18 protein-coding genes are annotated in these 19,773 nt (G+C 75.1%); 10 read left to right on the forward strand and 8 right to left on the reverse strand.

The features are described from left to right. Positions 1–67: 67 nt before the first annotated feature. Entirely contained in the window at positions 68–1,489 is a 1,422-nt protein-coding gene (locus tag ACFXOZ_RS37905; RefSeq protein WP_375881641.1) for a family 2B encapsulin nanocompartment shell protein, read from the reverse strand. Positions 1,490–1,819: 330 nt separating this feature from the next. Here ACFXOZ_RS37905 and ACFXOZ_RS37910 point away from each other — a divergent pair, with 330 nt between their 5' ends. Beyond that, entirely contained in the window at positions 1,820–2,866 is a 1,047-nt protein-coding gene (locus ACFXOZ_RS37910) for an ATP-grasp domain-containing protein (protein WP_380594505.1), read from the forward strand. 17 nt (positions 2,867–2,883) lie between these two features. Here the strand turns inward: ACFXOZ_RS37910 and ACFXOZ_RS37915 are convergent, their stop codons facing one another. The 3 genes from ACFXOZ_RS37915 to ACFXOZ_RS37925 form a co-directional block, all read right to left on the reverse strand. Further along, positions 2,884–3,426 carry a methylated-DNA--[protein]-cysteine S-methyltransferase gene (locus tag ACFXOZ_RS37915; RefSeq protein ID WP_375881637.1) on the reverse strand — a complete coding sequence of 181 codons (543 nt, stop codon included), beginning with the start codon at positions 3,424–3,426 and terminating at the stop codon, positions 2,884–2,886. Positions 3,427–3,574: 148 nt separating this feature from the next. Then, complete coding sequence (locus ACFXOZ_RS37920; protein WP_380526246.1) at positions 3,575–3,808, reverse strand: hypothetical protein; 234 nt, start codon at positions 3,806–3,808, stop codon at positions 3,575–3,577. Between the two features lie 184 nt (positions 3,809–3,992). Beyond that, on the reverse strand, positions 3,993–5,282 hold the full coding sequence (locus ACFXOZ_RS37925; RefSeq protein WP_380526244.1) for an MFS transporter: 1,290 nt from the start codon (positions 5,280–5,282) through the stop codon (positions 3,993–3,995). A 202-nt stretch (positions 5,283–5,484) separates the two neighbouring features. Here ACFXOZ_RS37925 and ACFXOZ_RS37930 point away from each other — a divergent pair, with 202 nt between their 5' ends. Next, positions 5,485–6,339: a hypothetical protein gene (locus ACFXOZ_RS37930; protein WP_380526242.1), complete on the forward strand. Its 855-nt coding sequence runs from the start codon at positions 5,485–5,487 to the stop codon at positions 6,337–6,339. A 30-nt stretch (positions 6,340–6,369) separates the two neighbouring features. Here ACFXOZ_RS37930 and ACFXOZ_RS37935 read toward each other — a convergent pair whose 3' ends face one another. From ACFXOZ_RS37935 to ACFXOZ_RS37945, 3 genes are read right to left on the reverse strand one after another with little or no spacing between them, the layout of a single operon-like run. Beyond that, entirely contained in the window at positions 6,370–7,188 is an 819-nt protein-coding gene (locus ACFXOZ_RS37935) for a serine/threonine-protein kinase (protein WP_380526240.1), read from the reverse strand. After that, on the reverse strand, positions 7,185–9,014 hold the full coding sequence (locus ACFXOZ_RS37940) for an ABC transporter ATP-binding protein (protein ID WP_380594507.1): 1,830 nt from the start codon (positions 9,012–9,014) through the stop codon (positions 7,185–7,187). Before ACFXOZ_RS37940 ends, ACFXOZ_RS37935 begins: the two co-directional genes overlap by 4 nt. A 42-nt stretch (positions 9,015–9,056) precedes the next feature. Continuing rightward, the gene (locus tag ACFXOZ_RS37945; protein ID WP_375881624.1) at positions 9,057–9,194 is read right to left on the reverse strand and encodes a hypothetical protein; all 138 of its coding nucleotides are present in this window, start codon (positions 9,192–9,194) and stop codon (positions 9,057–9,059) included. A 357-nt stretch (positions 9,195–9,551) separates the two neighbouring features. Here ACFXOZ_RS37945 and ACFXOZ_RS37950 point away from each other — a divergent pair, with 357 nt between their 5' ends. The 7 genes from ACFXOZ_RS37950 (at position 9,552) to ACFXOZ_RS37980 (ending at position 17,843) form a co-directional block, all read left to right on the forward strand. After that, positions 9,552–10,025, forward strand: a complete 474-nt coding sequence (locus ACFXOZ_RS37950) for a hypothetical protein (protein ID WP_375881622.1) — start codon at positions 9,552–9,554, stop codon at positions 10,023–10,025. Further along, a complete protein-coding gene (locus ACFXOZ_RS37955; RefSeq protein ID WP_380594509.1) occupies positions 10,018–10,833 on the forward strand; it encodes a class F sortase in 816 nt (271 codons plus the stop codon). Before ACFXOZ_RS37950 ends, ACFXOZ_RS37955 begins: the two co-directional genes overlap by 8 nt. A 222-nt stretch (positions 10,834–11,055) precedes the next feature. After that, positions 11,056–11,919, forward strand: coding sequence for a hypothetical protein (locus ACFXOZ_RS37960; RefSeq protein WP_380594511.1), 864 nt, complete (start codon positions 11,056–11,058; stop codon positions 11,917–11,919). Continuing rightward, complete coding sequence (gene cseB / locus ACFXOZ_RS37965) at positions 11,916–12,677, forward strand: two-component system response regulator CseB (protein WP_380526232.1); 762 nt, start codon at positions 11,916–11,918, stop codon at positions 12,675–12,677. Before ACFXOZ_RS37960 ends, cseB begins: the two co-directional genes overlap by 4 nt. Positions 12,678–12,748: 71 nt before the next feature. Beyond that, the gene (locus ACFXOZ_RS37970) at positions 12,749–13,990 is read left to right on the forward strand and encodes a sensor histidine kinase (RefSeq protein WP_380594513.1); all 1,242 of its coding nucleotides are present in this window, start codon (positions 12,749–12,751) and stop codon (positions 13,988–13,990) included. 167 nt (positions 13,991–14,157) lie between these two features. Beyond that, positions 14,158–17,241: a trypsin-like peptidase domain-containing protein gene (locus tag ACFXOZ_RS37975; RefSeq protein ID WP_380594515.1), complete on the forward strand. Its 3,084-nt coding sequence runs from the start codon at positions 14,158–14,160 to the stop codon at positions 17,239–17,241. Between the two features lie 8 nt (positions 17,242–17,249). After that, the gene (locus tag ACFXOZ_RS37980) at positions 17,250–17,843 is read left to right on the forward strand and encodes an NUDIX hydrolase (RefSeq protein ID WP_380594517.1); all 594 of its coding nucleotides are present in this window, start codon (positions 17,250–17,252) and stop codon (positions 17,841–17,843) included. Here ACFXOZ_RS37980 and ACFXOZ_RS37985 read toward each other — a convergent pair whose 3' ends face one another. Beyond that, entirely contained in the window at positions 17,844–19,076 is a 1,233-nt protein-coding gene (locus tag ACFXOZ_RS37985) for a hypothetical protein (RefSeq protein WP_380594519.1), read from the reverse strand. Between the two features lie 123 nt (positions 19,077–19,199). On the opposite strand from ACFXOZ_RS37985, the gene ACFXOZ_RS37990 reads away from it, so the two are divergent. Continuing rightward, complete coding sequence (locus ACFXOZ_RS37990) at positions 19,200–19,619, forward strand: CU044_2847 family protein (RefSeq protein WP_380594521.1); 420 nt, start codon at positions 19,200–19,202, stop codon at positions 19,617–19,619. Positions 19,620–19,773 lie beyond the last annotated feature (154 nt).

A 19,773-nucleotide genomic window follows, 5' to 3' on the forward strand; every position in this document is an offset into this window, starting at 1 on the left:
GCCGGTGGCTGGTGCCCCGGCCGGGCGGCGCGGATTCGGGCTCGGAGGCCGAGCCGGGAGCCCGTCGTCAGCGCTGGGCGACGTCCACGTTCTCCAGCACGCCGACGGCGTCCGGGACCAGGATCGCGGCCGAATAGTAGGCGCTCACCAGGTAGGAGATGATGGCCTTCTCGTCGATTCCCATGAACCGGACCGAAAGGCCCGGCTGGTATTCATCCGGAATTCCGGTCTGGTGCAGGCCGACGACACCCTGGTTGTGGTCGCCGACGCGCATCGCGATGATCGAGCTGGTGTGCCCGCCGATGATCGGGATCTTGTTGCACGGGAAGATCGGCACCCCGCGCCAGGCGTTGACGTGCTTGCCCTCGACCTCGACGGTGCCCGGGTTGAGGCCGCGCTTGCTGCACTCCCGGCCGAAGGCGGCGATGGCCTTGGGGTGGGCCAGGAACATCTTGGTGCTGCGGCGGCGGCTGAGCAGCTCGTCCATGTCGTCCGGTGTGGGCGGGCCGGAGTGGGTCTGGATCCGCTGGTCGTACTCGGCGTTCTCCAGCAGCCCGAACTCCGGGTTGTTGACGAGCTCGTGCTCCTGGCGCTCGCGCAGCGCCTCGATGGTCAGCCGGAGCTGGTGCTCGGTCTGGTTCATCGGCTGGTTGTAGAGGTCGGCGACGCGGCTGTGCACCTTGAGGATGGTCTGGGCGACGCTCAGCTCGTACTCGCGCGGCTTGAGCTCGTAGTCCACGAAGGCGCCGGGCAGGTCGTACTCGCCCTGGTGGCCGGCGGAGAGGCCGATCGCCGCCTCGCCGTGCTTGTTCTGGGCCTGCTGGAAGCCGTTCAGGTACTCCATGATCTGCAGCTGGAGCGACTCGGAGCGGTCGTGCAGCTCCTGGAAGGAGGGCCAGGCGAGCGCCATCACCGTGCCGGAGGTGGCGGCGCGGACGGTGTACGGCCAGGCGCCGTCCTCCTCCTGGAGCGCCTCGTCGCCCAGGTGGTCGCCGTCGGCGAGGGTGCCGACCACCGTCTCCTCGCCGTACTTGCCGGTGCCGAGCCGGTCCAGCTTGCCGTGCGCGATCAGGAAGACCTCGGTGATCGGTGTGCCGGCCGTGACCAGGACGTCGCCCGGGGCGAACTGGCGCTGCACGAAGCGGCCGGCCAGCTCCTCCAGCACCGCGTCGTCCTGGTAGCCGCGCAGCACCGGCACCTCGGCCAGCGTCTGCGGGACGATCCGCACCTCGGAACCGGTCTTGACGAAACCCACCCGGCCGCGGCCGACCTTGTGGCGCAGGCGGCGGTTGACCCGGTACGTGCCGCCGGAGACCTCCACCCAGGGCAGCATCCTGAGCAGCCAGCGCGGGCTGATGCCCTGCATCTGGGGCGCGGACTTGGTCGTGGTGGCGAGGTTCCGCGCGCCCGCCGTGCTCAGTGACTGCTGCTGCCGGATCTCCGGCTGCGCGCCCGGCGCAGGAATACCGGCATTGGTTTCGGTCGACATAAGGGAGGCCCTTCGCATGCCCGATGAAGTGTCGCCTTGCGCATTCATGTTGCAGCTTCATGGTGGGCCCGTTCGGGGGCGTCCCGCAATCACTCATTCGAGTGGTTCCGAATAACCGAACAAATAGTACGACTAGATCACCTGATCGATATTTGTTCGACTATTTATTCGAAACTACCGGAACCCCGACCCGCCATCTTCCCCCATCGACCGCCCCGCCCGCGCCACCCCTTGACAGATCCGGTCCGCGCCCACCCTGCCGTTCGAAGCCGTCGAACGGACCGCTAGGGTGCCCTGACCCTTCGTCAACTACGGTCCGGGAGGCGTCGCATGAACTCACCCGTACGGGTCTGGCTGAACCGCACCTACTCCGAGAACGTCCACTTCATCGAGCAACTGCGCACCGGCGCACGCCCGGTGGTCGTCCACGCGACCCACGCCGACCCGGACTCCCCCGTGCTCGCCGCCGCCGACCACGGCACCCCGGAACCCGCCGACCTGCCCACCGACGCCTACGTCCGCTACGCGCTCGACTACTGCGCCCGGCACTCCGTCGACGTCTTCCTGCCCCGACTGCACCAACTCGCCGTCGCCCTGGCCCGACCGGAGTTCGAGGCCCTCGGCACCACCCTGCTCTGCCCGCCCGCCACCGCGGTCGCCGCCTTCGCCGGCAAGGCGGACGGCTACGCCGCGATCGCCGCCGCCGGACTGCCCACCCCGCCCTGGTGGCGGGTCCGCACCCCGGACGAACTGCTGGCCGCCGTCGAGCGGATCGAGGACGACGGGCACACCGCCTGCCTCAAGCCCACCACCGGCGCGGGCGGCGCGGGCTTCCGGGTCCTCACCCGGAAACCGTACGACCCGGCCCGGCTGGCCGGCTGGGACCACCGGGTGCAGGTCGACCAGGTGGCCGCGGCACTGGCCGCCCCCGCCGCCGGGGGCGAGCCGCTCGACCTGCTGGTGATGCCGTACCTGGACGGGCCGGAGGTCTCGGTGGACTGCCTGGCCGACCGGGACGGCCGCCCGCTCACCGTGGTCGGACGGACCAAGGACGGCCGCCGCCGGGGCTTCACCACCGACGAGCGCTACCTGGAGCCGGTGCGGCGGCTGGTCGCGGCGAGCGGGATGGCGTACCTGTGCAACGTCCAGTTCCGCGAGTGGCAGGGGCGGCCGGTGGTCATCGACGTCAACACCCGCCCGGCCGCCGGGCTGTACCAACTGGGGCTGTGCGGGCTCAACCTGGCCTGGGACGCGGTGCGGCTGGCGCTCGGGGAGCGGGTCGAGGCCGGCGGGCCGCCGGACGTGGCGGGGATCGAGTACACCCTGGTGTCGGGGATCCAGCCGGTGCTGCCGCGGCGGGTGCCGGTGCGGTCGTAGGGGCTTGCCGACCGACCCTAGAGCGGGCCGTTCCAGTCCAGCGTCGGCTCCAGCACCCCCTCCAGGGTGAGCAGCCAGCGCTTCACGTCGATCCCGACCCGGCCGCCGCCGAAGCCGCCGATCCCGTCCGCCGCCACCACCCGGTGGCAGGGCACCAGCAGCGGGACCGGGTTGGCGGCCATCATCTGCCCGACCGTCCGGGCGGCCAGGCCGGGCTCGGTGACGTCCTCGAACACCCCGCTGCGGGCGGCCAGTTCGCCGTAGGTGACGGTCTGCCCGTACGGCACCTGCTCCCAGAGCGTGCGCAGCACGGCGCGGTGCGGCCCGGAGCTGAGGCTCCAGTCGATCGGCAGGCCCAACTCGCGGGTGCGGCCCGCCAGGTAGGCGCCGATCCGCTCGGTCACGGCGGCGATCTTCGCCGGGTCGGTGCACGGCGGCACCTCGCCGTCCCGCCCGCCGTAACCGGCCGCCGCCACGCCCAGCGGCGTCACCGCGATGTGCATCGGACCGCTGGGCAGCGGGGTGGGCACGGTCAGCCAGGACAACGACGACTGCGGCACGCTCGGGCCCCCGCCCTCCACCGGGTCGGACGGCGGGCGTACCGGCGTCCGAGGGGCTGGTCCGCCCCGCTCGCCATCGTACGGCGGGGCGGCGGGGCGCCGGAGGTGTTGTGCGGGCTCGGGGTACCGGAAGGGAGCGACCCCGGTCTCAGTGCTGCCCCTTGAGTTCGGCGGACAGCGCCCGCGCCCAGTGCGACAGTTCGGCGCGGTCCGGCGCCCGGCCCTCGCACAGCACGGCGAGCTGCGCCTCGTTGATCCGGTTCGGTCCCGGGATCTCCAGCAGGTAGGCCAGTTCGGCCAGTACGGTGGCCAGCCGTTCGGCATCCGTGTGGTCCAGGACGGCCGCGGCCTGGTGGTGGCCGATGGTGAGCGAACCGGGCATGGTCAACCTCCTCCGTGACCCCCGCCCCTCCACCGTACGACCGACCCGGCCACCCCGCCCGCCGCGGAGGCACGCACGCGTGGGCGGAGCGACCGGCGGCACTCCGGGGCCGGCCGGTCACGGTGCGCGGTGGGCCGCACCGGTGGTGGCCGGGGGTGCGCCCCGGAGCCGTCCGAGGGGTGGGTCAGCTGCCCGGGCCCTCCTCCCAGCGTCGATTCCGTACGGCCGGTAGGCCCAACACTACGGCCCCGGCGGCCACTTGCCAGACCGCCCCGAGCAACAACACGTCACCGGCGCCGAACCGGTCCGCCAGCGGACCGGCCGCCGCCAGTCCCAGCGGGCCGAGGACGAAGGCGCCCAGCGCCCCGAAGGAGGTCAGCCGGCCCAGCAGCTCGGCCGGCACCCAGCGCTGGGTGGTGGTGCTGAACAGCGTCCCGCAGACCGCCGAGCCGACCCCCGCCACCAGCGCCCCCGCGACCACCCAGGGCAGCGCCACCCCCGCCGCCAGCGCCGCGGACGGCAGCGCCCAGGCCAGACCGGCCACGGTCGCCACCGCGAGCGGACGCCCCGGGCGGCGACCGAGCATCAGCAGCCCGCCCAGCACCGCACCGGCCCCGTACACGCCCATCACCAGGCCCCAGGCCCGGGCGCCGCCCAGCTCCCGCTGCGCGGTGAGCGGGCCGAGCACCAGGAACGGGGCCCAGACCAGCAGGTTGAACAGGCCCATCTGCACGGTGGTGATCCACAGCCACGGGCGCGCGGTGAACTCCGACCAGCCGGAGCGCAGTTCCCGCAGCATCGACTCCCCGCCGCCCGCCGGCACCCGCCCGGGCAGCCGGAGGCCGGCCAGCGCCAGGGCCCCGACGCCGTACGTCAGCGCGTCGATCAGCAGCACCGCGGCCGGGCCCTGGGTCGCCGTGACCAGCCCGGCCAGGGCGGGCCCGGCCACCGTGGACACCGAACGCGCCAGCCCCAGCAGGGTGTTGCCGTCCGCCCGCAGCTCCTCGCGGCGCACCAGAGCGGGCACGATCGCGCCGAACGCGGGCATGAACAGCCCCTCGCCGACCCCCCACACCGCCACCAGCACGACCATCGCCGGGACCGGAGCGTGCCCGGCCGCCAGCAGTGCGGCGAACAGCGCCTGGACGAGGCCGCGTAGGACGTCCGTGCCCAGCATCAGCCGGCGGCTGCCCAGCCGGTCGGCGATCACCCCGCCGGCCGGCAGGACCAGCACCACCGGGAGGATCCGGGCGGCCATCACCCAGCCGAGGTCGGTGCCGCTGCCGCCGGTGCCGCCACCCGCGCCGCCGCCGTCGAGCACCGCGAAGGCGACCGCGACCGGAGCCATCGAGGAGCCGAGGAGGGAGGTCGTGTACCCGACGAAGAAGCGGGTGAATTCACGCTCGCGCAGCACGGCGAGCCGGTCTCCCGGCCGCCGGGGGCGGGCCGGGGTCCGTTCGGTTTCCACTGCCATGGGCAGTCAGTCTGCGCGCGCCGGGGAGCCGGGTTCAAGGGTTTCCGGGGGAAAGTTGAGCCTTTTCGCCTCAATGTCTGGAGGGGCCGGTTCTGCCGCAGTAAATCGGCCCTTTCGTGGCCATTGAACTGCGGTTTACTGCGGATCACCGCTAGCCTGGACGGTGATGCGAGACAGTCGTTTACTGCGGAAGAAGGCCGATGTGACGGAGCTCCCCCCGGTCGAGTACGGCCTCGCCGTCGAGCACTACCTGGCCGCCTCCGGACTCTCCGAGGGCTCCCGGCGGATCTACCGGATCGCCCTCCACACCTGGGCCTGGGCGCTCGCCGACCGACCCGCCCCCACCGGCCCCGAACGGCGGCGCGCCCGCCCGCCCGTCCTGCCGCTCGCCCTGCTCGACCACCCGGACGCCCCCGGGCGGCTGCACACCGCCGTCGCCCGCCGCGCCGCCGCCACCGACCCGCGCACGCTCAACCGCGAGCTCTCCACCCTGCGCGCGGCCGTGGCCTGGTGGCGCGCCCAGGGCTGGATCGACGGCGACCCGAGCACCGCCCTGCGCCCCGGCCCGCTGCCCGCCGAACCGGCGGAGGGCGGGAGCCGCACCGGGGGCGGGGCCAGGGCCGGGGGCGGCCCGCTGGGCAAGGAGCAGCTGCGCGCCCTGTTCGCCCGCCGGGCGCCGCTGCGCGAGCAGACGCTCTGGCACCTGCTGCACGAGTCCGGCGCCGCCATCGAGTCCGTCCTGGCCCTCGACACCGACCAGTTGGACCTCCCCGGCCGCCGCACCCGCCCCCGCTCCGACCGCCCCGGGCTCCGCTGGGGCACCGGCACCGCCCGGCTGCTCCCGCTGCTGGTCGCCGGCCGCGCCGGCGGCCCGCTCTTCCTCACCGACCGCCGCGCCCCGGCCGGCACCCCCGCCGCCGACCGCTGCCCCCACACCGGCCGCGCCCGGCTCTCCTACCGCCGCGCGGCCGAGCTCTTCACCGCCCACACCCGTCCGCTGTCCGAACCGCCCGGCGCCGGCTGGACCTTGCGGCAGCTGCGGTCCCGGGCCCGGTAGGCCGGACAGGGCCTGGCCGCGCGCCTTCGACTACCCCTCCGGCGGCATGACAGCGCGGCGGCCCTGCGGGAGCAAGTCGTCGAGTGCCGCCGACAGTTGGGCCGGGGACGGCCGGTCGGCCGGGTCGAGCCGCAGGCAGGCGTCGACCGCCCCGGCGAGCGGGCGGGGCAGCCGGCGGCGTCGGGACACCGGGGGCGCCGGGGTCAACGGCTCGCCGTCGAAGGGGAGTTCGCCGGTGGCGGCCTCGTACAGGGTGATCCCGATGCCCCAGACGTCGGTGGCCGCCGTGAGGTCGCCGCCCAGGAGCTGCTCGGGGGCGAGGTAGCCGTCCGTGCCGGCCCCCGGACGGCCCGGGCCCGGCGGGCGGGCGATGCTGAGGTCGAGCACCTTGGCGCGGCGGCAGTCGATCACCACGTTGGCGGGCTTGAGGTCGAGGTGCAGCAGGTGCCGGCCGTGCAGGTAGCGAACCGCCGAGCAGAGGTGCAGGCCGAGCAGCGTGAGGTCGGTGGCGGCCGGGCGGCGTGCGCTGCGGTCGATCAGGTGGGCGAGGGTCTCGCCGCTGAGCGTCTCCAGCACCGCGTACGGCTGCGGGCGTTCACCGGTGCCGTAGCCGCGCACCAGGTGCGGGTGGGTGAACGCGGTCAGCCAGCGGCCCTCCCGGAGCAGGCGCTCGCGCAGTTCGCGGTCGCGGCGGTGGTCGGGCCGGAGCACCTTGACGACGCAGCGGCAGTCGCGCTCCTCGCTCCAGGCGTCGTAGACGTCCAGCCAGCCGGTGCGGCAGAGGTGGGCGAGCACCTGGTAGCCGGGGGCGATCGGCGCCCCGGCGGTCATCGGCTCCCGGGAGCTCACCGCGCGACTTCCGTCGGGGTCGCGGCCCGGGCGAGCCGGGCGTAGTCGTCGTCGTGGGCGAGCAGGTGGCGGTGGCTGCCGGAGGCCACCACGCGGCCTTCGCGCAGCAGGACGATCCGGTCGGCGTTCCGTACGGTCAGCAGGTTGTGCGAGATGATGATCGTCGTCCGGCCGTTCATCAGCCGCCCCAGCGGTTCCAGGATCCGCCGACCCGACTCGGGGTCGAGACCGGTGGTCGGTTCGTCGAGCAGCAGGACGGGCGCGTCCCGGACCATCGCCCGGGCGATCGCGATCCGCTGGCGCTGGCCGCCGGACAGCAGCCGCCCGCGCTGGCCCACCACCGTGTCGTAGCCGTCCGGCAGCCGACTGACGAACTCGTGGGCGTCGGCGGCCCGGGCGGCGGCCGTGATCTGGGCGTCGGTGGCGCCCGGGCGGCCGTAGGCGATGTTCTCCCGGACGGTGCCGTGGATGACCAGGGTCTCCTGCCACAGCACGGCGACCTGCTCGCGCAGGTCGGTCAGTGCCAGGTCGCGCAGGTCGATGCCGTCCAGCCGGACGGCGCCGCGCTCCGGGTCGTAGAAGCGCAGCAGGAGTTTGGCGACCGTCGACTTGCCGGCCCCGCTCGCGCCGACCAGGGCCACCGTCTCGCCCGGCTCGGCGCGGAGCGAGAGGTCGCACAGCGCGGCGCGGGCCGTGCCCGGGTAGCGGAACCACACCCCGTCGAAGGCCACCGCCCCGCGCACCCGGGCGGCGCGCAGCGGCCGCGGCGGATCGGCCACCTGCGGTTGCTGGTCGAGGAGTTCGATGATGCGCTCGGCGGCGGCCGAGGCCGAGAAGAAGCCGTTGCTGAGCCGCCCGATGCCCTGGATCGGACTGTAGAGCCGGCTCAACAGGGCGACGAAGACGAGGAGTTCACCGAGGGTGAGCCGGCCGTGGACCAACTCCCAGGCGCCCAGCCCGAGCACGATCAGCGCGCCGACCAGCTCCAGCATCTCCACGATCGGCGCGAACAGGGCGCGCAGCCGGGTCGCCGCCATGGTCGCCCGGAACCGCGCCAGGTTCTCCCGCACGAACCGGTCCTGCTCCCAGTCCTGCCGGTTGTACGCCTGCACCAGCGCGATGTTGCCCAGCGTCTCCTCCGCGAGGGCGCTGACCGAACCGCTGCGGCGCCGCCGCTCCCGGGACGCGTCCTTCACCCTCGTCGAGAACCGCCGGGCGGTGAGCCAGAACAACGGCGCGACCACCAGCGCGGTCAGCGCGAGGTCCCAGCGCAGGTAGAACAGCACCCCCAGGAAGACGGCCAGCTCGGCGACGTACGCGACCGCGTCCAGGACGCCCGAGAGCAGGAAGGTCTCGACCGCCTCGACGTCCGCGGTCAGCCGCGACAGCACGTCGCCGAGCCGTCGTCGCTCGAAGAAGCCCAGCGAGAGGCCCTGCAAGTGCCGGAACACGTCCGCCCGCAGGGCCAGCAGGAAGCGCTCGCTGACCCAGGTGGAGAGCGTCTGGTCCGCGAAGTCGAGGGCCCCCGCCACCACGGTCAGCCCGGCGTAGCCGAGCGCGACCGGAAGGAACAGCCCGAACCTGCGCGGCACCAGCACGTCGTCGACGACGATCTTGAACAGCCAGACCATGGCCGCGTCGACGACCGGGCCGAACAGGACGACCACCACCAGCAGGGCCAGCCAGCGCCGTCCCCCGCGGGTGTAGGGCCAGAACCGCCGGAACGTGCGCCGCAGCGACACGGCCGGCGCCGGGGCGACGACCGGATCGGTCCGGCCGTCGCCGTCACCGGTGTCGACGGCCGTCAACCGCCGCAGTGACCGCACTCGCTCGTCCTGACCAGGGGACCGGAAGCGGTCCGTCGGTCGTCAGTGCCCGTGCTTGTTCTTGCGGCCGTGACGACGACCGCGACTGGTCGTGTTGTTGGTGTTCCGGTCCTCCTTGTCGTGCCCGCGGTCCTTGCGGGACTGCCGCATCGCCGGCAGGAGGTTGGCGAGGATGCTCATCACTGCCACCTTTCACTCGGTCGTACCCCCACACCGGGAGGTACGGACGGGCGGGCGGGGATGCTCAGCGGTGTTCGGCGCGGGCCCGGTTCGGTCTCCTGACGGGGCCGTTCCCGCGTACGTCACGGGCTCGGCCCCGCCTACGTCACAGGGCCGTTCCGGCGGGCCCGGGGACCGTTACCCAGCCGATGGGCGACCGTGACGCGGCCGGGCGGGGACTGCGACACGGCCCTCCTAGCGTCACTGACGACGCACCGGCCGTACCAGCACCACGGGCCGCGCCCCCGGTGCGCCGTTGGCGGGAACCGCGGTCCCGCCACTGACGCGTCCACCAGAGCCACGAAGGAGACCCCCGCCATGAGCAGGAGCCGTACCGACCGTTCGCCCGCCCGCCGTCTGCTGGCCGTCTGCGCACTGACCGGCGCCGCACTGGTGACCGTCGTCACCGGCGGACAGGCCTGGGCCGACGGCACCCCGCAGCCGGCCCCCGCCAAGCCGTCCGCCGCCCCCTCCAACGCCGCGCCGGGCGGCGCGGCCGTCGGCGGAGTCCGTCCGAGCGCCGCCCCCGCCAAGCCCGGCCAGCCGTCGGCGTCGGCGCCCGAGGGCGCCGCCCCGGCGGTCGCCACCGCCACCGCCACCCCGTCGCACGGCCCGGCCGGCTCCCAGCCGCAGGTCCGCGAGGTGCCGAAGGGTGCCGCCCAGGCCGGTGACGGCTCGGGCGCGACCGACGGCAACGGGCTGATGCTGGTCGGTGGCGGCGCCGTCGCCGCCGTCGGCGCCGGTGCGCTGGGCTTCGCCGTCCTGCGCCGCCGTTCCGGTGCGCGTGGCTGACACCCGTCCCGGGTCCGCCGGGCACCCCGGCGCCCTTCCCCCGCACCCGGCCGGGCGGGGAAGCGGCGCCGGGGTGCCCCCGGCGGCGGGGACCGACCGGCGGGGCGGTCGTGGGCGGCGGCGGGCCGCCCCGCCCGGCCCGAGCCTGCTGCGGCGGAGCGTCTTCGGTACGGCCGGCCTGCTCTGCATCGCCCTCGGCAGCACCCTCGCCCTGTCCGGCCGCGACACCCCGGTGGTGCGGATCGAGACCTCCGGCCACGCCCCGGCGGCCGGTGCCCCCGCCGCCGGCGCACCCGCCACCGCCCCCACCGCCGGCGCGCCCGCCCCGGTCGGCGCGCCGACCGCCGGTGACCAGCCGCTCGCCCCCTCGCCGCCGAACCGCCTGCTGATCCCCTCGATCGGCGTGGACGCCCCGGTGACCGACCTCGGCCTGAACTCCGACGGCACCGTCCAGGTGCCCTCGGCCGACCACGCCGACCAGGTCGGCTGGTACCGCAACGGCCCCGCCCCGGGCGAGGCCGGCCCCGCCGTCCTGATCGGCCACCTCGACACCAAGAACGGCCCGGCGGTCTTCAAGCGCCTGCCGGAACTCCACGTGGGCGACCGGATCGGGATCCGGCGGGCGGACGGCCGCACCGTCGACTTCACCGTCCGCAGCCTGCTCCAGGCCGCCAAGGACCGCTTCCCCACCGACGCCGTCTACGGCGACACCCCCGGGCCCGCGCTCCGGCTGATCACCTGCGGCGGACGGATCGGCCCGGACGGGCACTGGACGGACAACATCATCGTGCTGGCCGACCCGGCCTGACCGGGCCGGAGCCGGGCCCGGTAGAACTGGGGACGACCACGGGGAGCGACGAACCGACGCCGCGCCCCACCGCGTCCCACTCCGGGACCCGGACGCCCGACCGCCTGACGTCCGACACCAGACGCCGGACGTCCGACGCCCGACCGACCGCCCGCCTGACGTCCGACACCAGACGCCCGGCGTCAGAGGCCCGACCGCGACCGAGGAGGACGAGCACCGACCGTGGCAGCACCGACCCCGCTCCGCCGCCGCCCCGGCGCCGTCCCCGCGGCCGCCCTCGCCGTCCTCGCCGCCCTGACCGCCCTCGGGGTCCTGGCCTTCGGCCGCGCCGCCCCCGGCGGCCTGCGGGACGACGGTCCGCGCCCGGCCGTCGCCCCGCCCAGCCCGTCCGCGGTGGCCAAGCCGCTCTGGCCCGACCTGGCCACCGCGCCGCCGCCGCCCACGTCCCCGACCGACGCCACCTCCCAGGCCCCGCCGCAGCCCGTACCCGACCTGACCGTGCCCGGGCACGACCTCACCGCCGTCGACGTCCGCACCCTGCTCGCCAAGGACCCGGCGGTGAGCGCCGAGGAGCGCCGCGCGCTCGACTCCTGCGCCGGGTGCGAGGTGCGGGCCCCCGAGTTCCGCGACCTCACCGGGGACGGCCGGCCCGAGCTGATCACCGCCGTCGCCACCCCCGGGGCCCTCGTGCTGCACGTCTACACGCTCGCCGACGACCGGGTCGTACCGATCCTGCGGGCCCAGGTCCAGCAGATGTCCAGCGCGGCGACCGTCGACTCCGACCTCTGGCTGTACGAGCCGACCACCTACGCCACCCGCACCAGCAGCCACTACCACTGGGACGGGCACCGGCTCGCCCTGGTCGAGCGGCGGGTGGACGGCGTCGGCCTGCTCCCGACCGCCGACCCGGGCGCCGAGGCGACGTCCGCCGCCGGCCCGGACCGCGTCCCCGTGCCCGTCCCCGGCCCGGCGCGCCCCTCCTCGGGGCCGAAGCAGCCCCCGGCCGCCGGGGTCGCCTCCCCGTCCGCCGCCCGACCCACCTCCCAGCCGTCCGGCCCCGCCGTCGTCCCGGAAACGAAGCGATGACCACCGCAGCCGCCCCCGCCCAGCCGCACATCCTGCTCGTCGAGGACGACGAGGTGATCCGGGAGGCCACCAGGATGGCCCTGGAGCGCTACGGCTTCCCGGTCACCACCGCCGCCGACGGCCTGGAGGGACTGGAGGCCTTCCACGCCGTCCGCCCCGACCTGCTGCTGCTGGACGTCATGCTGCCGCTGCTCGACGGCGTCGGCCTCTGCCGCCGGATCCGGGAGGAGAGCCAGCTGCCGATCCTGATGATGTCGGCCCGCACCGACCCGGTCGACGTGGTGTCCGGCCTGGAGGCGGGCGCGGACGACTACGTGGTGAAGCCGTTCGAGAGCGCCGTCCTGGTGGCCCGGATCCGTACGGTGCTGCGGCGCGTCCGGGTCGCCCCGGCCGTCGAACCCGGCCCGGCCGCCGCCGTCACCCCGGCCCCCGAGGTCCTCGACGACCCCGTCGCGCCCTCCGCCGCCTCCCTCCGCACCGTCGACGGGCTGCAGGTGGACACCGACAGCATGGAGGTACGGGTCGACGGCCGCCTCGTCCCGCTCACCCCCACCGAACTGCGGCTGCTGCTGGAGTTCACCGCCGCCCCCGGCATCGTGCTGGAACGTTCCGCGCTGCTGGAGCGCGTCTGGGACTACGAGTGGGGCGCCGACACCCGGGTGGTGGACGTCCACGTGCAGCGCCTGCGGGCCAAGATCGGCTCCGGCCGGATCGAGACCGTCCGCGGCTTCGGCTACAAGCTGCGGCGCCCGGCATGACCCCGCGCCGGCCGACCCTGCGGCGCGTACCCCTGCGACACCTGGCCCTGCGGCGCATATCCCTGCGGCACATGGCCCTGCGGCGCATGACCCTGCGCCGGCAGATCGCCACCGCCGTCGCCACCATCTCCGTCCTGGTCGCGGTCACCGTCGGCCTGCTGGTGCACCAGGCGATGATCCGCCAGCACGTGGACCAGGCCCGCACCGCGGCCGCCACCGCCCTCGGCTCCGCGCTGACCGACTACGGCCGCGGCACCCCCGGCCCCGGCGCCGCCGTCGACGACCCGGCCCTCCCCGCCCGGCTGCGCGAACTCGCCGCCGCCGGCCGGCAGGGCTCGCTCCTCGCCGCCGACCCGCAGGGCGAGTCGATGTGGGCGGCGGGCCCGGTCCAGGGCGGGGTGCTCTCCGTCCGGGTGGACTTCACCCAGGACCGCCGGGCGATCGCCGACCTGGACCGGATCATCCTGATCACCGTGGTCGCCGCGGTGTTCACCACCGTGCTGGCCGGCGTGCTCGTGGCCGACCGGATCAGCCGCCGCCTGCGCACCGCCGCCACCGCCGCCCGGGGCATCGCGGCCGGCGGCACCGACACCCGGATCGGCGAACTCGTCGACGGCAGGGACGAGGTCGCCGACCTCGCCGCCGCCGTCGACCTGATGTCCCGCACCCTGCACCGCCGCCTCGCCGACGAACAGCGCTTCACCGCCGACGTCGCCCACGAACTGCGCACCCCGCTCACCGGCCTGGTCACCGCCGCCGAACTGCTGCCGCCCGGCCGCCCCACCCAACTGGTGCAGAACCGGGTCCAGGCCCTGCGCGCCCTGGTCGAGGACCTCCTGGAGGTCTCCCGCCTGGACGCCGACGTCGAATCCCCCGACCTCTCCGCCGTCCCGCTGGAACGCGCCGTCCGCCGCACCGTCACCCTCACCGGCCTCGACGTCACCGTCGACATCAGCTCCGACACCGCCGGCACCTCCGACACCGCCGACCGGCAGGTCCGCACCGACCTGCGCCGCCTCGACCGCATCCTCGGCAACCTGCTGCTCAACGCCCACCGCCACGGCGCCGGCCCGGTCGAACTCCACGTCGACGGCCGCCGCATCACCGTCCGCGACCACGGCCCCGGCTACCCCGACGACCTCCTCCACCACGGCCCCCAGCGCTTCCGCACCAACGCCCCCGAACGCGGCCGCGGCCACGGCCTCGGCCTCACCATCGCCACCGGCCACACCCGCGTCATCGGCGCGACCCTCACCTTCAGCAACCACCCCGCCGGCGGCGCCGTCGCCACCCTCACCCTCCCGCCCGGTTAGGGCCCGCCAGCGTTCAACGAACTCCCGCCCGGCCACCCCCTGTCCGCCACCGGCGAACTCCCGAACCGCCACAGCCTCTGGATTCCGCCGACGCCGGACGGAACCCTGGTGCCGTGACAACCGGCGCCCCGGGACGACCGGCGCGCCGGGCCCGGGGAGGAGCGGACGTGACGGACGAGGACGCGGCGTGGCGGCGGCGGGAGGAGCTCAGCCGGCTGGCCGCCACGCACACGGTCGCCATCGACGCCCCGGGGAGCCTCGGCTCCGGGTTCCTGGTCGCCGAGGACACCGTGCTGACCTGTGCCCACGTCGTCCAGGGCCACCTGGAGGTGACGGTGACGGCCCAGGGCCGCACCCTCGTCGCCGACGTGGGCGCGGTGTTCCCCGAACCCGACCCCGCGGTCCGGGTCCAGGGCTTCCCCGACCTCGCCCTGCTGCACCTCCGGGAGCCGCTGCCACTGCCCGGTGTGTGGCTGGGCGAGCGCGCCCCCCAGGAGGGCACCGAGGTGGTCGTGCACGGATTCAGCCACGAGACCCTGGAGTCGGGCCCGCAGCACGACAGCCTGCGCCTCCACGTGGCCGGCGGGAGCGGACGGTTCGTCAGGCTCCAGGGCGACCGGGTCGTCGCGGGGTTCAGCGGCGGCCCGGTGCTCGACCTCCGGACCGGCCGGGTGTGCGGGGTGCTCAAGACCTCGCGCGACGACCGGCAGGAGGCGGGCGGCTGGCTGGTCCCGGTCGACGCGGTGCGCGCCCACTTCCCCGCCCTGGCGGAGGCCAACGACGGGCACCACCGGCCCGGCACCGACTGGTGCGACCTCGCGCTGGACCGGGCCGGACGGCAGAACAGGCTGTTCGGACGCGACCGCCCCCGGCCGAGCAGACGTCCGCCGACCCCGGCCCAACTCCTCACCCACGGGGCGATGCCGTTCCTGGACCGCCCGGAACTGGCGGACCTCCGACGGTGGTGCGACGAGGAGCCCGACCTCCTGCTGCGTCTGCTGCACGCGCCCGGCGGCTCCGGCAAGACCCGGCTCGCCACCGAACTGTGCGGCCTCATGGGCGGGGCGGGCTGGATCGCCGGCGTCGCGGAGCGGAAGGCGCTGGACCGGCCGGAGTGGACCGCCGGGCTCACCGCCGCCCTCGCCGACGGGATCCCCGTGCTCGTCGTCTTCGACCACGCCCAGGCCCGGCCGGAGGACGTCTGCGCCCTGCTCGAACACGTCGACCGGTACGGGCCCGACCGGATGCGGCTGCGTGTGCTGCTGCTCGCCCGCGCGGACAAGCCGCTCTGGCAGGCACTGCAGAGCGGCCTCGACGACGGGGTACTGGCCGACGCGAGCGTGGTCCAGCTCGCCAGGACCGTCCCCGCCCCCGGGGACGCCTCCGTGGCCGCCACCGCCTTCCGGGTCTTCGCCGAGCGGCTCGGCTCCCCGCGACTCACCCCGCCGTCCACCCTGGACGCCCGCGCCGACCGGGAGGGCTCGCTCCTGGGGGTGCTGGCACTCGCGCTGGACGCCGTCCTGACGCTGCGCCAGGGCCGCACCTGGTCCCCGGACGGCGATCCGCTCGAACGGGTCTGCGACCACGAGATCAGGATCTGGCACTCCACGCTCACCTGGTGGGATCCCCGGGAGCCGTCGTTCGCCGGCGAGAGCGGCAGGCTGCTGGCCGCGGGGCTCCTGCTGGTCCCCACGCTGGCCCCCGGCAGGCAACGGGCCGATCTCGTCGCGGTGTTGGAGCAGGTCCACGCGGCGGTCCTCCCGCACCGGCCGGTCCCCGACATGCTCCGCGTCAGCACCGCGCTGTGGGCGGTCTACCCCGCCGAGGGCGACCAGGTCGCCCCGCTGCGGCCGAACCGGATCGGCGAGGTCCTCGCCCGCCGGGTGCTCAGCACCCCGGAGAGCTCCGGCCACACCCACGCGTACCTCACCGCGCTGCTGTCCCCCACCCGTACGGACCCCGCCCGTACGGTCCCCACCCGTACGGACCCCGCCCTCGCCGGGCCCGCGCAGGAGCGGTTCGAGGCGGCGAAGGCGGCCGTCGAGGTGCTCGCCCGCGCCCGCGGCTGCACGGACGTGGGCCGGATCGCCGCCCACCCCGCGCACCGCGCCCTGGACGCCGTGCTGGCGCGCGCCGTCGCCGACCGGCCGGACGTGCTCCTGCCCGCGCTGGCGGCGAACGGCGCCCTGCTGCCCCACGCCGAGCCCCTCGCGGCCGTCATGCTGACCGCCCTGGAGTCCTGCGAGCCCCCGCTGCTCACCGCCGTGGAACAGCGGCTGCCCGGCTATCCGTCGAGCATGTCGCCGGTCTCGGTCGTCGTCCTGCGCCGGCTCCTGGAGCTTCCCGACGAGGAGTTCACCGAGGCGGACCAACTGCTGAGGCTGCGCAGGCTGGTCGGCTACAGCCTGCGGCTCGACGACGTCGACCCCGACGGCACCGACCCCGGCGGCGCGCGGGACACGGCGGCCCTGACCGCGGCCCGGCAGGCCGTCGGGCTCAGCCGCGACCTGGTCCAGCAGACCGGACGCCACCTCCCGGAGTACGCGACGGCGCTCCACAACCTGAGCCTGCTGCTGCACCACGCCGGCCGGACCGTGCCCGCCCTGGAGCAGAGCAGGTCCGCGGTCGCCCACTACGAGGAACTGCTCGCCGACACCGAACCGAGGGACCGGCTGCGGCAGGTCCGGCTGCTCGACACCGCGACCGCGCTGAGCCTCCTCGCCGTACTGCGCCTGGAGGACGGCCAGGTGGACGCGGCCCACGGCGAGGCCGCCCGCAGCGTACGACTGTGCGAGGCGGCCGCTCCGGGGGTCCGGCAGGAGGCCACCCTGCTGTCCTGCGTCGAGGTGCTCGCCGAGTGCCACCGGCGGACCGGCCGGACCGCCGAGGCGGTGGCGGCCGGCGAACGGGTCGTCACCCTGCTGCGCGACCTGGCCGAACGGCACCCGGGACGCTACCTCGCCCGGCTGCCCGACGGGCTGCACCGGCAGGCGCTCGCCCTGATCGGCGCCGGCCGGGACCGGGAGGCGTACCTCGCCATGCGGGAGGCCGCGCACCTGCGCGCCGACCTTCCCGCCGGGAACCGTCAACGCCTCGCGGCCCAACGGCAGTCCCTGCGGGTGCTGGTCCAACTCGGCGGCGAGATACGGGAGTTTTCGGCCGAGACGAACTCTTGGGTGGAGCAACTGGCCGCCATGGGAGATCATGGCGAACGGGGCCGTCCCACCGGAGGCCCACCCGACAGCCGGTAGGGAGCGCCATGACCATCGACGACCGGACGTCCGCCGCGCCCGCCCCGATCCTGCGCCACGAGGCCGTCGAGGTCTTCGCGAACCGCTTCGGGCAGCTCAACAACGACCTCGTCGTCGGCCCGGGCGGCGCACCCGGCAAGTACCTCCGCTGGCAGTGGGCGCAGACCGGCGTGGTGGTGGTCCCGGTCGGCCCCGAGGGCATCGCCCTGGTGCCCTCGTACCGCTACCCGGTGGGCGCCGTCTCCCTGGAGTTCCCGCGCGGCGGCTGCGAGCCGGGCGAGAGCCCGGAGGAGGCGGCCGCACGCGAACTCCGGGAGGAGACCGGCCTCTCCGCCTCCTCCGTGCGGACCCTCGGACTGGTGCACGCGGACACCGGGCTGATCGAGACCGGCATCCACGTCTGCTGCGCCACCGTGCTCCCCTCGGAGGAGGGTTCCGCCCGGCCGGAGGCGATGGAGTCGGTGAGCCCGCCGGTCTGGGTCTCCCCGGAGGAGATGGCGGAGTGGCTCCGCGGGGGCCGGATCACCTGCGGGGTCACGCTCGCCGCCTACGCCCTCGCGGCCGCCGACTCCGGCGTGCTGTCCCCGACCGTCAGGGCGTGATCAGCCGCCGAGGGTGATCATCCGGTGCAGCGGGTCGAGGTGCCGCCGCGGCCCCGTCGCCACCCGCACCTCGTCGCCGTCCGGCGCGGCCGCGCCGAACCCGGCCACCACGTCGAGCGAGAGGTCCCGGGCCCCGTCGAGCGGCGCCCCGCGGACTTCGAGGCCCACCCCCAGCCGACCGGTCACCGTGTCCTCGTCCAGCCGGAAGCGCATCAGCCGGGTCTCGCTCCGCAGCCGCGCCCACGCCAGGCCGTCCGTACCGCGGAAGGTGCGCTCGAACGCCTCCAGCATCCACGCGCTGAACTCGCCGACCGACTGCCGCAGCACCGCGTCGTCCGGCCGCAGCCCCCGGCGCACCTGGCCGAGCTCCCGCACCAGGGCGTTCCGGGAGGGCTGCTCGACGGCCTCCAGCACCACCTCCAGGGGGAGTTGGGACAGCAGGAGGTTGTCGAGCAGGACGGCGGGCAACCCGGCCTCCTCCACGATCCGGCGGCTCCGCGCGGCCGACAGGGTGCCCGACCCGTCCCGCGGTCCGGCCATGCCGACGTCCAGCACGCCGGGCAGGGCCCGGCGGTAGGACTCGCCCGCCCACTCGTCCACCGACTGCAGCGCGAGGATCAGCTCGGCGCTGCTGCCCGGGTCCTTCACCCGGTACTTGTCCAGCCAGTCCCGGAGCGCCTTGTAGTCGAAGGGCTGCTGGTCGGCGATCCAGCTCCGCGCGTCCTCCAGCGCGGTCCGGGTGCCACCGGTGGCGTGCCGGCCCGCGACGTCGATCCTGGCCAGCACACCGGCCTTGAAGCGCGCCGCCACCGCCGTCCCGTCGTAGCCCACCGCGTGCGCCGCCGACATCGCCGTCAGCCGTGCGACGTAGCCGGGCTCGGGCACGTTCGTCACGTTCCGCCGCCTGTGGTCGTCCCTGATCTCCCGCAGGGTCCTCCCCGCGCGCACCGCCACCCGGATCCGGCCGGACTCCAGCAGCGGGGCGAGGTCCGGCAGTTCCGCGCCCTCCTCCGCCCACGGGACCTGCCGGGCCTCCTCGGCCGAGACCAGCGCCCTGAAGTACCGGTTGTTGAGGCTCTGCGAGTCCCCGATCAACAGGGCGTCGGCGAAGAGCACGTGCAACAGCACCCGGGACCGCAGGTCGGACGCCCGGTCGATCGGCGCCGCGGCGTGCGGCTCCACGTCGGAGAGGTAGATGCGCTCCGCGCCCGCAGGCGGCGATTCCGTGCCCATCGGTACCAACCCTTCGCCCCTCCACCGGAGTTCCCGTCGGGGATACTAGAGCGCCGGCCGACCGCCGGCTTCAGGAATCCCGCATTTCGATTGCGCGGAATCGACGCCATCTTTGGAGGCGGAATGTCGGACCTCGTCCGGGTCGAGACACCCGACGGAGGCACCTTCTGGGCCCGCGTCGAGGACGAGGGCGGCCCCCGCGACGTGGCCTTCCGCGGCCTCACCTACCGGCTCGACGACCTCACGGACACCCTCCATGCCGTCGTGGGCAGCGTCCGCTCGGGCCTGCGGGCCGCCGCCCCGGACGAGTTCACCCTCGAATTCGGCATCGAGCTCTCCGTCAAGTCCGGCCTCCTGGTGAGCGCCGTCGCGGGATCCAGCGGCAAGGCCTCCCTCAAGGTCTCGGCGACCTGGAAGAAGGACGAGGGGACCACCGCCACGGTGCGCCCCGAGGCCGAAGAGGAAGAGACAGAGGAAGCGGAATCGGAATCGGAATCCGAAGAACCGAAGGAATCGGGCCCACCGGCCGCCGCCAGCGATTGACCACGTCCCGCACGGACGCCCCGACACGCGGAGGGGCCGACTCGATCATGATCGAGTGGGGCCCCCCCCCCCGGCCCCCGCCGGGGCCCCCCGGGGGGGGGGTGCCGCGCGCCCCCCGGGGAAATAGAGGGGGGGGGGGGCGCGGGGGGGAGTA

The sequence above is a fragment of the Kitasatospora sp. NPDC059160 genome (assembly GCF_042755465.1).
Taxonomy (GTDB): Bacteria; Actinomycetota; Actinomycetes; order Streptomycetales; family Streptomycetaceae; genus Kitasatospora.